Annotated in this window: 11 protein-coding genes and 1 CRISPR repeat array; of the genes, 3 read left to right on the top strand and 8 right to left on the bottom strand. The window is 39.1% G+C overall.

What is annotated here, in order from left to right; all coding sequences use genetic code 11:
• Positions 1 to 172: 172 nt before the first annotated feature.
• Both GKZ87_19655 and lysS read left to right on the top strand, forming a co-directional pair.
• The gene (locus GKZ87_19655) at positions 173 to 1,867 is read left to right on the top strand and encodes a M3 family oligoendopeptidase (GenBank protein QSI27554.1); all 1,695 of its coding nucleotides are present in this window, start codon (positions 173 to 175) and stop codon (positions 1,865 to 1,867) included.
• A 486-nt stretch (positions 1,868 to 2,353) separates the two neighbouring features.
• On the top strand, positions 2,354 to 3,835 hold the full coding sequence (lysS, locus tag GKZ87_19650; protein QSI27553.1) for a lysine--tRNA ligase: 1,482 nt from the start codon (positions 2,354 to 2,356) through the stop codon (positions 3,833 to 3,835).
• A gap of 18 nt (positions 3,836 to 3,853) precedes the next feature.
• Positions 3,854 to 4,226: direct repeats of the CRISPR family, unit length 33 nt; unit sequence ATTTAGATCCACTAGCCTCGTGAGAGGCCAGAC.
• Between the two features lie 164 nt (positions 4,227 to 4,390).
• Here the strand turns inward: lysS and cas2 are convergent.
• The 7 genes from cas2 to cas3 all read right to left on the bottom strand — a co-directional run bounded on the left by cas2 (position 4,391) and on the right by cas3 (position 12,799).
• Positions 4,391 to 4,684, bottom strand: coding sequence for a CRISPR-associated endonuclease Cas2 (gene cas2, locus GKZ87_19645; protein ID QSI27552.1), 294 nt, complete (start codon positions 4,682 to 4,684; stop codon positions 4,391 to 4,393).
• Positions 4,685 to 4,690: 6 nt separating this feature from the next.
• On the bottom strand, positions 4,691 to 5,722 hold the full coding sequence (cas1c, locus tag GKZ87_19640) for a type I-C CRISPR-associated endonuclease Cas1 (GenBank protein ID QSI27551.1): 1,032 nt from the start codon (positions 5,720 to 5,722) through the stop codon (positions 4,691 to 4,693).
• Positions 5,719 to 6,387: a CRISPR-associated protein Cas4 gene (cas4, locus tag GKZ87_19635; protein ID QSI27550.1), complete on the bottom strand. Its 669-nt coding sequence runs from the start codon at positions 6,385 to 6,387 to the stop codon at positions 5,719 to 5,721. Before cas4 ends, cas1c begins: the two co-directional genes overlap by 4 nt.
• Positions 6,374 to 7,219 carry a type I-C CRISPR-associated protein Cas7/Csd2 gene (gene cas7c / locus GKZ87_19630; GenBank protein QSI27549.1) on the bottom strand — a complete coding sequence of 282 codons (846 nt, stop codon included), beginning with the start codon at positions 7,217 to 7,219 and terminating at the stop codon, positions 6,374 to 6,376. The genes cas4 and cas7c overlap by 14 nt, the downstream gene beginning before the upstream one ends.
• A complete protein-coding gene (cas8c, locus tag GKZ87_19625) occupies positions 7,216 to 9,096 on the bottom strand; it encodes a type I-C CRISPR-associated protein Cas8c/Csd1 (GenBank protein QSI27548.1) in 1,881 nt (626 codons plus the stop codon). Before cas8c ends, cas7c begins: the two co-directional genes overlap by 4 nt.
• Positions 9,083 to 9,823 carry a type I-C CRISPR-associated protein Cas5 gene (gene cas5c, locus GKZ87_19620; protein QSI27547.1) on the bottom strand — a complete coding sequence of 247 codons (741 nt, stop codon included), beginning with the start codon at positions 9,821 to 9,823 and terminating at the stop codon, positions 9,083 to 9,085. Before cas5c ends, cas8c begins: the two co-directional genes overlap by 14 nt.
• Positions 9,824 to 10,429: 606 nt before the next feature.
• Positions 10,430 to 12,799, bottom strand: coding sequence for a CRISPR-associated helicase Cas3' (gene cas3, locus GKZ87_19615; GenBank protein QSI27546.1), 2,370 nt, complete (start codon positions 12,797 to 12,799; stop codon positions 10,430 to 10,432).
• Positions 12,800 to 12,927: 128 nt separating this feature from the next.
• On the opposite strand from cas3, the gene GKZ87_19610 reads away from it, so the two are divergent.
• Positions 12,928 to 14,802 (top strand): DUF2075 domain-containing protein, encoded by a 1,875-nt coding sequence (locus tag GKZ87_19610; GenBank protein ID QSI27545.1) that lies wholly within the window; start codon positions 12,928 to 12,930, stop codon positions 14,800 to 14,802.
• A 165-nt stretch (positions 14,803 to 14,967) separates the two neighbouring features.
• Here GKZ87_19610 and GKZ87_19605 read toward each other — a convergent pair whose 3' ends face one another.
• A complete protein-coding gene (locus tag GKZ87_19605) occupies positions 14,968 to 15,966 on the bottom strand; it encodes a S58 family peptidase (protein ID QSI27544.1) in 999 nt (332 codons plus the stop codon).
• Between the last annotated feature and the right edge of the window lie 78 nt (positions 15,967 to 16,044).

The raw sequence follows: 16,044 nt of genomic DNA, 5'->3' as shown, positions 1-16,044 counted from the left end.
TGCGAAGGGATGCATACATATGCGTATGAATACTGTAAATGTAAGAAAGGCTTTTCATTCTATTAGATAAAGGCTACAATTTGCTTCCTTACTGGCATGGAATCGCTGTTTTTCTGTTGTATGGATATCTTTTCAGGAGGAATTTCGGTATAATGATGAATGAGGTGATTGTATGAAATTTAAAGATTATAAATATGAGCGTTACAGCTATGAGGCGTATGCAGAAGCGATGGACAAGGCTGGTAAAAGGTTGAAGGAGGCAAAGGATTACAAAAGCTTTAAGGAGGCCTTCGATGAGGGAAAACGGGCATTTGAGCATCTGGATACAATGTATAATATTTGTTATGTCCGCTATACGATCAATACGAATGATGCCTTTTATCAGGCAGAAAATGATTACTGGGATGAGGCAATGCCAAAGATGAAATCTCTGACAACGGCATTTGACAGGGAAGTGCTGGCTTCTCCATTTGTGGAGGAGTTGAAGAAGGATGTACCAGAAACCTACTTTCTGCTTGCGGAGTTTGCACAAAAGAGCTTTCGTGATGAAATTATTGAAGATTTGCAGGAGGAAAATCGTTTACAGAGCAGCTATCAGAAGCTGATCGCCAGTGCGCAGATTCCCTTTGATGGGGATGTCTATACCTTATCAGAGCTGGGTGTAAAGATGGAGGGCGCTGATCGTGATATCCGTAAACGTGCTACGCAGGCATACTGGGGATGGATGCAGTCACATCAGGATGAGATTGATGATATATATGACCGCATGGTAAAGGTACGCGATTGCATGGCGAAAAAGCTGGGCTATAAGAATTATGTAGAGCTTGCTTATATGCTGCAGTGCCGTTTCGATTATAATCAGGAGGATGTGGCGAATTACCGCAGGCAGGTTCTGGAGGATGTCGTGCCATTATGCAATGCGTTATATGAACGGCAGCGGGAGCGTCTGGGCTATGACAAGCTGCATGTTTACGATGAAAAATATGAGTTTGCGAGCGGCAATCCAACACCGAAATATGGTACACAGGAAATGATTGCACGGGCAAATACAATGTATCATGAGCTGGATGAGCGCTGTGGAAGGTTCTTTGATTTTATGGTGGAGCATGACCTGCTGGATCTTGACAGTAAAAAGGGAAAGGCAGGCGGAGGCTATTGCACTGTGTTTGCGGAGGATCAATCTCCATTTATTTTCAGCAATTTTAATGGGACAAGCCATGATGCAGAGGTTCTTACACATGAAGCCGGACATGCGTTTCAGGTGTTTACGTCTATGGGAATCCGTCCGGTGGAGTGCATTTGGCCAACCTATGAGAGCTGTGAAATTCATTCCATGAGCATGGAGTTCTTCACATGGCCTTGGATGGAAGCCTTCTTTGAAGGGGATGCGGATAAGTATCGGTTCCTGCATCTGGGCGGTGCTGCCAAGTTCATTCCTTACGGAGTTCTGGTGGATCATTTCCAGCATGAGGTGTATGAGCATCCGGAAATGACACCGGTGGAACGGCGACAGACCTGGAGAAGATTGGAAAAGCAGTATCTGCCGCATAAGGATTACACGGACTGTGAATTTCTGGAAAACGGGGGATGGTGGTTCCGCCAGAGCCATATTTTTATGACACCGTTCTATTATATTGATTATACGCTGGCACAGGTTTGCGCATTGCAGTTCTGGTATCGTTTGTATCAAAAGGACGAGAGTGCATTTGAGGATTATTATCGTATTTGCCAGATCGGGGGAACAAAGACCTTCACCCAGATTGTGAAGGCGGCGAATCTGAAGGTACCGTTTGCGGATGGTTGTCTGAAGGAAGTTATGAAGGCTGTGAAGGAGTATCTGGATCAGGTGGATGATAAAGCGCTTTAATGGCGGTAACCGTTAAGAAATGTATTGTTACATATGATGGTGGATGGGTAATAACAGGAGAATTTGTATACATTGTTTATCCTTTTAAGAGGCTTGTTTATTTCCATGGGCTTCATAAACCTGTAATGGCGGCAAGGTATCACAAAGGGCCTTGTTTTATTGGGGGTTTTAAGGAGTTTTCGATTGACAAAGCCCTGGTTTGTCTATATAATCATAATCGTAAATATGGCTGTGATAAGAGAGTACTGTTGGGGAAGCTTTTAGAGAGTATGCACGTTTGGTGAGAGTGCAGCAGTGAAGCCTGCAGGAAATAAAGACTTGGAGCTATCCGATTAGGACGTATCCTTCACGTTACGAAGAGACTTGAAACACAGTCACTAAGGCTGCGCGGGGAAACCTGCCGGCGAATTAGGGTGGTACCACGATGAAGCTCTCGTCCCTATGTTGGAAGAGAGCTTTTTATATGAAACAGCAAAGGAGCAGATTATGGAAAAGTTAACTGAACAGGAAGTTATCCGTCGACAGAAAATGGAGGATCTGCGTGCCATGGGTGTTGACCCGTTTGGACATGCATATCAGAGAACACACAAATCCGGAGAAATCCGTGCAGCGTATGAGAATTGCACGAAGGAAGAGCTGGAGGAAAAGGATTTAACTGTAAAAATTGCAGGACGAATCATGACAAAAAGACGGCAGGGAAAGGCCGGGTTCATGCATATTCAGGATATTGACGGTCAGATTCAGATATATGTCCGCAAGGATGTAATCGGTGAGGAGGCCTACGAGATTTTCAAGAAGTCGGATCTTGGAGATATCGTTGGAATCGAAGGAAAGGTCATGAAGACAAATCATGGTGAGCTTTCGGTAAAGGCTGAGGTGTATACGCATTTGACGAAGGCACTGCGCCCGCTGCCTGAGAAATATCATGGGTTACAGGATGTGGAGGAGCGTTTCCGCCGCCGTTATGTGGATTTGATTACAAATGAAAACAGCAAGCGTATCGCTCTGACAAGACCGAGAATCATCCGTGCAATTCAGAATTATCTGGATGGAGAAGGCTTGGTTGAGGTGGAGACACCGGTGCTGCAGCCTATTTTGGGCGGTGCTAGTGCAAGACCGTTTATTACGCATCACAATACACTGGATATGCCGTTTTATCTGCGAATCGCAACAGAGCTGCCTTTAAAGAGACTGATTGTCGGAGGTCTTGAGGGAGTTTATGAAATCGGCAGATTGTTCCGTAATGAGGGGATGGATGCTACGCATAATCCGGAGTTTACGACAGTGGAGGCTTATGTGGCATATTCTGATCTGAACGGGATGATGGATCTGGTGGAAGGTCTGTTGAATCATGTTGCGGAAAAGGTGTGCGGAACTACGGAGATTGCATGGCAGGATAAGACGATTTCCTTGAAGGCTCCATTTAAGAGATTACATATGGTGGATGGAATCAAGGAAGCATGTGGTGTTGATTTCTGGCAGCAGATGAGCTTTGAGGAAGCGTGTGCGATTGCGAAGGAGCATGATATCGAGGTTGAGAAAAAGCATAACAGCGTCGGGCACATTATCAATTTGTTTTTTGAGAAGTATGTTGAGGAAACTTTGATACAGCCTACTTATGTTTATGGGCATCCGGTTGAAATCAGTCCGCTTGCGAAGAAGAATGCGCAGGATCCTAGATTTGCGGATCGCTATGAGCTGTTTATTGATGGGCATGAGTATGCGAATGCATTCTCTGAGCTGAATGATCCGATTGATCAAAGGGAGCGTTTTGAGAATCAGTTGAAGCTTCGTGATCTGGGGGATGATGAGGCAAATGAGATGGATACGGATTATGTGGAGGCATTGGAGTATGGTTTGCCGCCAACCGGTGGTGTTGGTTTGGGAATTGATCGACTGGTGATGCTATTGACAAATTCACAGACGATAAGGGAAGTGTTGTTGTTCCCGCACATGAAGAATAAGTAATATTAAAAACACAGCATTGTGCTGTGTTTTTATGTCTCTGAGAGGCCAGACTTGACATTATCTATTGTTTCATCGATAGATGAATTATTTAGATCCACTAGCCTCGTGAGAGGCCAGACTAAAATATGTCAATAACTACCCTAAATTTCTAAACATTTAGATCCACTAGCCTCGTGAGAGGCCAGACAGACTCCGGGAAGTCCTTTGATGTATTACTACTATTTAGATCCACTAGCCTCGTGAGAGGCCAGACCTTTGCTAAAAAGTGGTATACTACCCATGTAAGGCAATTTAGATCCACTAGCCTCGTGAGAGGCCAGACATGGAGGGTCAGGATCTGAACGATGAAGAAAAAGAGATTTAGATCCACTAGCCTCGTGAGAGGCCAGACAGCGAAAAATGTTGCATTTAAATACATATGTAATAAAATCTATTGTTTTCATAACTATAGATGCTTATGAAAATAAAGAAACTGTTACAAAATGCAATAAAAATCAATTTTAAGGCGCGAACCTCCCAGGGATTTCATGTGAGCTTGGGGTTCGCGCCAAGAAATTATATTAGCAATACATCTTCTTCAACATTGAAACTGGGTTTAATACCGATGTGCTCAACTTTATTTTTATAATTATTTCCTAGGTAGTAAAATCTCAAACTATCGTGTTCTTTATCAATCAAACTGATAAGCTTATGTTTAACTTCTCTACACTTTGCCTGATCCATAACACATTCAAAAACAGAATTCTGCACTCTTTGACCATAATTAACACACTCTTTTGCAACTTTTCTTAATCTCTTTCTTCCAGCACTGTTTTGCGTATTGACATCATAGGTTATTATAACAAGCATTTACTTTTACTTCCACAAAAATGGAGGATATTCTAACAGGTCACCGCGAATTGTCCTAGCAAGAAGCAATGCTTGAACGTACGGTACCAGTCCCCACTCGATTTTCTGATCAAGAAAAGGGTGTTTTATTATATCCTGCTTTTTCTTTTGCCACGCTGACAACACAGCTTTTCTAGTATCATCGTCCATATGAACAGCACCGCTATCTGTTTTAGTAAAGCCATCTGCGTTTACGATGTTCATATTTATGAGCGATAAAACAAAACGATCTGCTAGAATAGAACGAAGCTCTTCCATGATATCTAATGCCAAAGATGTCCGGCCAGGAAGATCTGTATGAAGAAAGCCAATATACGGATCAAGTCCTACTGCTTCAAGAGCTGATGTAACATCTTTTACCAATAGAGTATATGTGAAGGATAAAAGAGCATTAACATTATCTAGTGGAGGTCTTTTATTTCTTCCGTGAAAATAGAAATCATCTTTTTGTTGAAGAATTAAATCATCAAATATATGAAAATAACAATTTGCTGCATTACCTTCAATTCCTCTTAATGTTTCTGCAGAATCTGCACTTCTTACTTCATAAGCAGAAGATTTTAATTTTGCAGAAGCTTCCTCTAATTTATCCACATTCATTCTTAATGCATAATCTCTTTTGGCTCGCACGATAATGCTTCTCGAATTAATTAACTTTGCAGTTATCATATTTTTTGCATAAGAAAGACGTTTATCAATGGATTCAGAAATACGGAATTGCTCTTTTCTTAATAAAACATTGCCACGGTCTTCACCTATTACTCTTGCTAGAAACCTGCCATTCATCGTCATAAAGGTTAATGATATCCCCATATCTGCACATTTTCCCATAAGCGAGGGACTTGCTCCGGTAAACCCAAATCCAACAATGCCTTCAATATTATGTAAAGGAACGCGTTTAACTGTCTTATCCTCTTTTGTAATAACAACATTTTCTCCATCTAATGATAAATATGATTTTGGTGTTGTTATGTAAAGCGTATTTAAAAGTTTTTTCATGTATTTTTATCTCCTAGATATTTATTGAAATAAGCATCTACAGAAGAATTTTGATTTAGCTTTGGTAGACAGATATCTTTTAATGAACAGGCATTGCATTTTTTACTTATTTTTACCTTAGGTGTATACTGCTTTGCGTACAAATGGTGCATTTCTTCACAATATGCTTTTACTGTTTCCCGCATATCCGGAGAAAACACAACTTCAGTTCTTCGCCGCGTCTCCCCATAATACAGATATCCTTTATCAATATTGCATAAAAGCATTTCTTCCAGACACATTGCCTGTGCACAAAGCTGCAAATCATCTGCCTGATATTGCTTGGGTTCTCCTCTCTTATACTCAATAGGTATTGGTAAATAGCGCTTGCAATCATAGGGGATAGATATTCCTTCTTCTGATGGATGAAATTCAACAACATCACATATTCCACTAATTCCCAGAGTTCTTGAAAAAACAGAAAGACCTCTTCGTATTAGAATACCATTTCTGCTTTCAGAGAATGTATCATTATGCGCATTCTCATGAAAAATTTGACCGTCGATTGTTCGATAATTTTCTGCCCATTGCTGTTCGATATGTATTAAAGCCCATTGGCGCCGACAGAATGCAAAGTGCTGAATACCAGACAGCATAAGGAAATCATCTTCCTCATATTCCGTCATATATTTCTGGTTCTAAACCTTCTAAAGGTGTTAATGTAATATTAATATCCTCAATACAGGTAGGAGTATCTACATCTTCCTTTACCTCAATCTTTAAGGAATTATGCACTTTAGCTGAACTGTACTGTCCTGTTAGACAATTATGCTTCCACCAATAAACTTTGCAAACCTCCATACTACCCTCCGGTCTTGCACTGGAGGCATCATTCATGAATAAAGAGCATAGAGCCTCTTTAATCTTCTCCGCATCCTCTTCACTGAAGCCTGTTTTTTCTGCCAGCTGATGATTGATGCTTCCTTTACATACATATAAACCGAAATCAACACGGTGCTTCATCCCCATGGTATCAGAAGAACGTTTTTCAGATGGTTCACTGTTTACGCTCTTTGTAATCTTCATGTCTGTAGTTACCACAGGATTGATGCTTTCAGCGGTTCTGATGGATACCGGCCCTCTTACACCAACAGAAACACTGTTTGTTTTAAATGCGAATACTTGCCCGAATGCTCTGACATCGGCCCATTCCTTGCAAGCTGCAGAGGCATAAGCCTCGCGATCCTTTGCGGCAGCCTTTAAATCTTTATTATTGCTTGCTCTCTCACTGAGACTCCTGAATCCGTCATTGCTTCTTTCATCAGATTGAACGAAAATATTTTCACCCATATCCTGCAGACGGTTTCTTATTTTTCTTTTAATACATACATCGGATACTTCACCATACCCCTTATAGTCAATTCTAGGCTGATTTCCAGAAAGTGGATCGCCGTTAGGATTTGCCTTATTTACTGTGAAAATTACTGCAAAGTCTACTTTGTTTGTAAATGCTGTCATGATTCAGATTCCTCCTTTTGTTTGTTTTTTTCTTTTCTTTCAGTATTGATTCGTTTGATTTCATTTCGCTGACAATCAAAACCTAATACAAAATATGCATCAAGATTTTGTAGACGCTGGAAATTTTTATCATCTATCTCCGCTAATAATTCTTCCATTAAGTCCTGTTTCATAGTAAGAAGATACTCACATCTTTTACCTAGTTTTTCAACATAAGGTCTTATTTTTTTATCCAGCGTTGAAAGTGTCAAAAACGGATGTTCTTGGAATGGTACATATAAACGCATTGCATTTGTCGGTCGATCTTCTTTTTGAATATTTAATGCATATTGTTCGATTCCATCATATATTGCCAGAATTCTTCCTAATAAATAAGGAATATTCGATTTTGCGAGTTTTTTATTTTCCATCATATTCACGCTCCAATCCTCTCCTTTTTGATCATGGCAGTACTTTTTAAATACTGCACATAATATGCCAATACATTTATTCCAGTTATATTTAGTATTGGTAGACATAGTCTTTACTTGGCTGTTAAGTCTTTCTACAAAATCGGCAGGTACAGGCTTCCCTTCAGAAATACAAGGTAATAAGCGCCCCATCTGTAAGGTCATCATTTTATCATCTGCTTCAAAGAATACACCTCGTAGAGTTCCGTATGCACAAGATATGATTTCCTTAGGAATTGGAGTTCCTACACATCCCATGTATTCTGCTTTTGTATATTGCGGCCAACTGCAGTAAGCAAACCAATTCTGCAGATTTTTATAGTAGGTGGAAGCATCTATTTCATGATAATAGGTGATAGAAAATCTTCCAATTGTAGCAGCGTCCATCGCCATGATTACAATATTGTCGTTATGGTCAGTGATTTCCTGTTCATAACCAGCAATAGCTTTATTCACACGTTGTGCATAATTTTCTTCTGTGTCAACTGTTTCAGTTAAAGTCGGCAGTAAGCAGGATTGTGAGGTTAATGCGCTCATAATGTCATCACAATGTGCATTCCATGTCAATATGGTCTGACCGTCGTATTTATAAGCTTGTTTTTGTATCAACCATCGCAAAGCGTTGTGGATTTTCTGTGATGTTTCATATCCAACTGAAATTGCTTCTTTTTTTGAAACGAATCGTCCGCGATATGTAAATCCATTAGAATCATTCATAGAAATGAGCTTTGCTTTATCCTTACCCTGACGTAGCTTCGCAGGATGTTTATCCGTACAGTACATCATTTTCCCTGTTATATAGCAGAGATCCCGCTCGGTATGGAGACTTGTATAAAACTTGTGGTAAGCATCAAACAACGTCTTATCAAACCAGGGTTCTATAATCTGCTGTTGATTACCTTTGATTTTAAATCTGATAAAAGCATCAGCCTGGTTGATTGTTTTTTGAATTTTATATTTTTTATCCAGTAATTCACCATCCAGTTTTAGAATATTGCAGGCAATCAAATCAGAAATGAGTGTTCCTTGTTCAAGATATTTATAAATTGCAGTAATGCTTGAATGTGTAAAAGGAGAATCTACCCAGGTCTTTAAAAGTCCCTGATGCGCTGCAAATTGTGCTTCGTTATCCTTGTCTGTATACCTTGTATAATCCTTTGCAATATAGATGAGTTTATCATGCAGAGGATGAGCGGTGATACCACTGGATCTGCTTGCAGAATCTTCTGTTACAGGGATGACAGTAATTGCATCTTCATTAGGGATTTCCACAGCATGAATGAAATGACCCTCATCACTTAATATTACTTCTATCTGTGCTTTTGTTGTCAAGTGGCTTAAAGGTAAAAGCATACCGTCTTCGCTTTGCACACCCACTTTAGATTGGCATTTATCATAGGTTTCCAGTAATTTACTAGCCCAGCTCAAGAGTTGCACCTCCTTCCTCTTCATTGTCAATAGGTTTAAAATTGACATCCTTCACAAATCTTTTAATGCCACCGTTTCCAACTACTCGTCTGATTTCACATTGCTCCGGACGAATGAAGGTAATAACACCATTCCTCATTACAGGATTCCAGAAAGTAGCAATCAGTTTATCCTTTTCTTCTTCGTAAACCCATTCATCTGGATAAATAAATCCATGAACCATAGTGCTGAATGGCAATATGTCCTGATTTTCATAAAAGCTTTTTCCTTCACCGAATTCACAGGGCTCCACATACGCCTTACATTCGCTGGTTCCGAGAAAGACATCCCTTCGACCGCCACGCTTTACCATACGCTTTGCAATCAACCAATGCTTGTTTTCATTACGATCCTGTTCCAATTCGTCATGATGAAGATTCCACTCAAAATGTGCTTTGACCTGATATGAAACATCAGTGAGATAGGTATAGTATGAGAGTGTATTACCACCATGATAATCAATCGGACGGATGCCCTGTGTTGTAAACTGAATAGGATTCATAATACGTACCTCATCAATATACCAGCTGATTGTAGGTTTAAAGTAGATGCTTTTCACAACCCCTTTTAATGCCTCATATGTGGGAATCTGATATGAGAATTTTTCTCCTGAAACACGGTTCAAGGGATCGGAGAAGAGCGCATACTTCGCTTTCACACAAAACGTAATTTCATTTCGCTTTTCCATTTTTTCACCTTCTTTCTAGTAAATTTATTTTAATTTTATAATACAATATGATGTATTAAACAACATCATATTGTATTTAAAATCTAAGCAAACTTGAAGAGTATGTAGATAATTGCGACTATTAAAGTATATATGATTTTCATTGTTACATTCATAAAATCTTTGTGAATAATCACATAACGATCATCTTCTCTTCTTTCATCAGTCTCCTTCATGTATTGCAATTTACACCTCCTATCTTTGGGCTCTGTGATCTTATAAACCAATTAGATGTACGCCAACATTGTAAGCTCTTTCACTCACACAATAAGGTTATCACATAAAGTAAAGGTTGTAAAGCACAATGTTTAAACACTTACATCTAACCATTTACATATAAATGAAGAATAAATATGATAGTATTTCAAACATATGATAAGCCTATAAAAATTATTACAGATTTTATTACTTAGCTTTTTTACTCTATTGTAATTTATTCTAATTCTTTCTCTTTGACTAAATGTAGAATATACACTATAATAAATCACGTCAGTGAAATACTGTGGATCTAAATATTTATATGTATTGGTGAATGTACGTTTTAAGAAAGGCTATATGCCTTTTTTATTATACAAACATATCCTCCAACTCTTTTTTTATCTCCAATCCGGTATCTTCCTTATAAAACCCCTCCTTCAGCACCAGCATTCCATTAAACTCAAGCTGAACAAGCATATCTTCCTTCATCATTTCCTTATACTTATTCTCATACACATTCACCATAAACCGCTGTGCCTGATCAAGCAGGGCATATTTCTCTGCATTACTGATTGAACTTTGCAGCTTCGCAATCAACTCGGAACCACCGCCATACGGTACAAGTATACCGATGCTGTCTGAATCTATCATTTCAAATTTATGCCCTGCACTTTTTAAAGCCTGTCCCAGATATGGATGAAATAACGCTTCTGAATTTTTCGTTAGATGACCTCTTTGTGTAAGCAGGTCAAATAGAGTAACCTTTTTTCCATCAACAACGGTTGAATACCCCATATCATGCCTGCGGCTGAAAAAATAGGATTCGTAATATTGTTCAATATATGAAAGAGATAAGAGCTCATCGACATTGCTGCCTTCCTTTGACTTATGCAGTTGAGCTAGTAATATACTTGTTTCATCCTGTCCCTTTTTCACATCTGTCAGCTTATCAATATGTTCTTCACTGGAATTGATCAGATACACTGTTCCTAAATCATCATTTTTCCCATTACGATTACATCTGCCTGCTGCCTGTAAGATACTGTCCAACCCGCAAAGGGAACGAATGACAATATCGCAATCAAGATCAACACCTGCCTCAATTAGATTTGTTGCTATACATAAAACAGTATCCTTTTTGATTACGTGCTCCTCCATTTCTTTTAATTTATCCTGTCGATGTTCTGGACACATTCCTGTTGATAAATGATATAAATACATATCATGTAATTCATGATGCAGCTTACAAGCATGGTATAAATCTAATGCTTCTGCTTTTGTATTGACGATAGCCAATAAACTATTTCCCGGCTTCAGCTTCTGAAATATGAAATCAGATACATCTGTCATCGTGTAACCATCACTACGACAGACATCTTCTATATGTACACGTTTAAAATGCTCATGCAGTTCCTCCGTCTGCCGAACGATTTCTGAATCGGAAGCCAATCGGATAGGATACTTTGTTTTTTCCAGTAAGGGCTGTGTTGCAGTGCACAACACAATGGTAGTATTACAATGACAGGCAAGAAAGTTCATCATTTCATTAAACATGGAAACTGTTTTAACAGGTATCTTCTGTGCCTCATCCAAAATCACTATGGAATCAGCTAACTGATGAAACCTGCGCACATCTGTTGTCCTATCTTTAAATAGAGTATCGAAAAAACGTACTGCTGTAGTTAAAATCACAGGTTTATTCCAGGATGAGCTGTAATAATCATAATCTGTGTATTCTGAAGGAATGATATTGGAATGATGCTCTAAAACAAAGTCTTCTGAAAAAAACTGTTTCATCACTTCAGCATTTTGCTCCAGTATTGTTTTATAAGGCGCAACATAGATGATATGCTTCTTGTGATATACTTGGGCATGCTGTAAAGCATACCGAAGAGACGCCAGTGTCTTGCCGGAGCCGGTAGGGCAGGATAAGCGATAAATTCCAGAAGGCTGACAGCCAAATTCTTTGCATTGATTGGATATATCGGTACGCAGTTTATTGATTTTATTTTTAGTAGACTTTTTCGTTATTTTTACGATATGAGATTCCAGGTTTTCTGATGCTGCTTTCCAAATCGAGTCCTCCTGATAGCTGGCTGTTCGTGTATGCTCCATAAAATTGCGTGTATCCTCACGGTCTCCATGGATTAACAGTGAAAGCATAAGCCGCTGCAAGGCGCCCAGATGAAAAAAGATATCTATATAATCCTTCGTTGTATTCTGTTGGACAATATCTGTAACATACTTGAATAATTCCTGTTGAGCCGCAATGAAAAGTGTTGTTAGCTCCTGTGAATCAGTAACCTTATCGACATAGCTTTTAATATGCTTCATATCCAGTTCTTTCTCCGGATAACAGCGTTTATGCAGCATATTCTCACCACTGACATTGAAAAAGTCGCTTAATCCATGATGAGAGACGATTGTCTGTGCCAGCATGAGCTTCACAAGCGTATCATCGCTAGTAGTATATTGCTGACAGACTTCGAGCAATATCTGTGCGCCAGCTGAGGAATGATTTACCTTAGGGAGAAATATATTTTCCAGGGCTGCTTTTCTTATATACTCCTGAAAGCTCTGCGATGCCTTCCCGCAGTCATGCAAAAAAGCAGTCAGCTTCATGCAATTCGTAAGACCTCTTGCTGCTGCGTACTTTTCAATCGCCGCAAAGGTATTCACACTATGCTCCTGTAATGACTGCTCTTCCTGATTGCTGTTTATATGTGCCAGTATTTTCATATTCCCACCCCTATCTATTAAATAATAGCGTTTACATTTGGCGGTGTCAATATCGATATGTAATTGAATATATCAGTTATTGAGTTATAATGTAAGAGTAAAGGCTGTGGATAAGGAGGTACTTTATTATGCTAATATATGAGGGAACAAAATATGATTTTAGAATGGATATGGATCTTGATAAAATACCCCATCTTTTAGAGGAAAAGCTTTATGAGCATATGCACATTCATACAAGTAAAAAAGAAGTAACCTCGTGGAGAAATTCGCTTCAATATATGTATAAGGTATTAAATGATTCGAATATACCGGATACCTGCGGTGTAGCAATTGAATATAATATTCCTAAAACAAACAAGCGTGTGGATTTTATTATGTCTGGATATAATCATGATGGAAAAGCAAGTGCTATTATCATTGAGCTAAAGCAGTGGGAACGTGTGGAAACGGTATTCAACCGCGATGATTTGATAAATACTGAGGTTATGACGGCACTGGGAAAAGGAGTGCATCGCGTTGTACATCCTTGCTATCAGGCTTGGTCATATGTACAGCATATGAATGATTACATCGAGGAGGTTGGGAAAAAAGATATACAGTTGTATCCCTGTGCATATCTGCATAATTATGATTTAAAGAAAGAACAAAATATCAAAAATCCAATTTATAATGCATGTATTGAAAAATCACCCTTATTCACGCAGGGAGAGATTCCAAGACTACGAGAATTTATTAAAAAGCATTTAAAAGAAGGGGATCATAAGGAGGTACTGTTTCTAATAGAGAATGGCAGAATTAGACCTTCCAAGAGTCTTCAGGACTGCATTTCTTCAATGCTGGATGGAAATCAGGAATTTACTATGCTGGATACACAGAAAGTAGTTTATGAAGAAATTCTTTATATGGCCAGATTGTGTCAAAAGGATAAAAGGAAACGGGTAATGATTGCAAAAGGCGGTTCAGGAACAGGGAAATCTGTGATTGCTGTAAATGCGATGGTAAAGCTACTAAAGGAAGACATGTTCGGGCAATATATAACAAAGAATGCGGCTCCACGCAACGTTTACATAGATAGACTTGCTGGTAAAATGAAGAAAAGCAAAATCAAATCGCTGTTTGCTGCTCCTGATAATTTTTATCAGCAGCAACCGAACGATTATGATTTTTTGATTATAGACGAAGCGCATAGATTAAGAGAAAAATCAGGTATGTTTCAAAAAGGTGAAAACCAGATACAGGAGCTGATAGAATCATCACTCTTTACTGTTTTCTTTATCGATCCCTATCAACGTGTTCATTTTCGTGATTTTGGAAGTATTTCTGAGTTTCAAAAGCAGGCACAACTACTAAATGCGGAGGTTATACAATATGAATTGCATTCACAATTCCGCTGTAATGGATCTGATGGATATCTTGCTTGGATAAGAAATATGCTGCAGTTAGAAGAAACTGCAAATTACAATTTCAAGGATATAAATTTTGATTTTCGTATTATAGATGATCCAAATAAATTAAGGGCTATGATCAATGAAAAAAATGATATATCAGGGAAAGCCAGAATTTTAGCAGGTTATTGCTGGGAGTGGGAAAAAGCTGGCAGAAGTAATCCAAAACATAATGACATTGAGATTGGTGAGTTTAAAATGAGTTGGAATCTGGATGCTAATGATCCATATGCAATAAGCAAAGGATCTATTGATCAGATAGGCTGTATCCATACTACACAGGGGCTTGAATTTGATTATGTAGGAGTTATCATAGGAGAAGATCTTCGATATGAAAATGATGAACTTGTAACTGATTATAGGCGGAGAGCTAAAACTGATTCATCTGTAAAGGGGTTGAAAAAACTGTATCGTGAGGATCCAAGAAAAGCAAAATATATAGAACGACAAATTATCTTAAATACGTATTATACACTGATGACAAGAGGTATGAAAGGATGCTATATTTATTGCTGTGATCCAAAGCTACAAAAATATATCAAGGATTTAATGTCATAGGATGTAATCGAAAGGATGAAATAATCTGGTTCTTTCTCACTTTAAGGTACAGGAGAGGATATGAGATACAAAAGGATTGATAACCATCGATTTTGTAGCTCACGATTCCATATACCTAGAATCGAGAAAGAACCACTTTTTTATCTCCCTCTTTATATTGATATTTTATTTGACCTTCTCCTTTTCCCTTCCTATCAATGTATCCTTTAAACTATACCTGCAATGACCCTCGCGTCCGACTACCGTTTCCGCAGCATCCAGGGAGCTTTGTATCGCCTCCTCACATGCTTCGATGGCTGCACGAAAAACCTTGTCGATTTGCTGTTCGTGAAGAACACTTTGCGAAAGAAAGCTACTCTTTGATTCATGTGGAAATTTATTTGCTGTAGAAAAAGCAATCACAATATCGCCGCTTCCATTTCCCAAATGTGAGCCCAGCCGTGCCAGCGCCACCGGCATGCGCTTGCATAAACGCTTCAGCTGCCTATCGGACATCGGAATATCCGTTGCCAGAACAATGATAATGCTGCCCTGCTCTACCTGTTCATTCAGATATTCACGAAAGGATATAGAATCCGTTATGTAATCACCCTGTAATCCAAAATTGGAAAGCACCAGAGCACCTACCGTATAATCTGATTCATCCAATACGATGACTCTTGATGCAGAACCGATACCTCCCTTCATCTCAAAACAGCTCATACCACGGCCTGCACCAACAGCACCAAGCTCAAAATTCTCCTTAGCATCTTTGATTGCATCATACACATCCTCTTCCTGAATACAGCACGCACGTATATCATTCAGATACCCATCATTACACTCTCCCACAACAACATTCACACTACCGCCTGTCGTACCGATTTCCGGATGATCTCTTAGCATATACTTTACCAGTGCCTGCTGTACGGTACCTACGCTTAGTGTGTTTGTTAATGCAATCGGACTCTCCAGCGTTCCAAGCTCCTCCAGCTGTACCAACCCGCTTGTTTTTCCAAATCCGTTAATAACATGGCATCCCGCTGACAGCTTCTCACGAAAAATATCACCTTCTGTTGGAAGAATCACAGTGACACCGGTTTGTAACGCATCCTCTGCTATTGTTTTATGTCCGACACGAACACCTCTGACATCCGTTATTTTATTTCGTCTTCCCTTTTTCATATAAGCCTCCATTCCACCGCTCTCTTGCGGTATGAATTACCTCATGCTATAAGAATAGCACAAGCTGCTGTCTGTTTT

It is taken from the genome of Erysipelotrichaceae bacterium 66202529 (genome assembly GCA_017161075.1).
Lineage (GTDB): Bacteria > Bacillota_I > Bacilli_A > Erysipelotrichales > Erysipelotrichaceae > Clostridium_AQ.
Note: the sequence above shows the minus strand (reverse complement) of the source record. Positions and strands in the feature narration are given on the sequence as shown.

Bases quoted from the DNA above. Each gene is read 5' to 3' on its own strand.
- GKZ87_19655 (QSI27554.1), top strand. From the start codon at position 173: ATGAAATTTAAAGATTATAAATATGAGCGTTACAGCTATGAGGCGTAT.
- lysS (QSI27553.1), top strand. From the start codon at position 2,354: ATGGAAAAGTTAACTGAACAGGAAGTTATCCGTCGACAGAAAATGGAG.
- cas2 (QSI27552.1), bottom strand. From the start codon at position 4,684: ATGCTTGTTATAATAACCTATGATGTCAATACGCAAAACAGTGCTGGA.
- cas1c (QSI27551.1), bottom strand. From the start codon at position 5,722: ATGAAAAAACTTTTAAATACGCTTTACATAACAACACCAAAATCATAT.
- cas4 (QSI27550.1), bottom strand. From the start codon at position 6,387: ATGACGGAATATGAGGAAGATGATTTCCTTATGCTGTCTGGTATTCAG.
- cas7c (QSI27549.1), bottom strand. From the start codon at position 7,219: ATGACAGCATTTACAAACAAAGTAGACTTTGCAGTAATTTTCACAGTA.
- cas5c (QSI27547.1), bottom strand. From the start codon at position 9,823: ATGGAAAAGCGAAATGAAATTACGTTTTGTGTGAAAGCGAAGTATGCG.
- cas3 (QSI27546.1), bottom strand. From the start codon at position 12,799: ATGAAAATACTGGCACATATAAACAGCAATCAGGAAGAGCAGTCATTA.
- GKZ87_19610 (QSI27545.1), top strand. From the start codon at position 12,928: ATGCTAATATATGAGGGAACAAAATATGATTTTAGAATGGATATGGAT.
- GKZ87_19605 (QSI27544.1), bottom strand. From the start codon at position 15,966: ATGAAAAAGGGAAGACGAAATAAAATAACGGATGTCAGAGGTGTTCGT.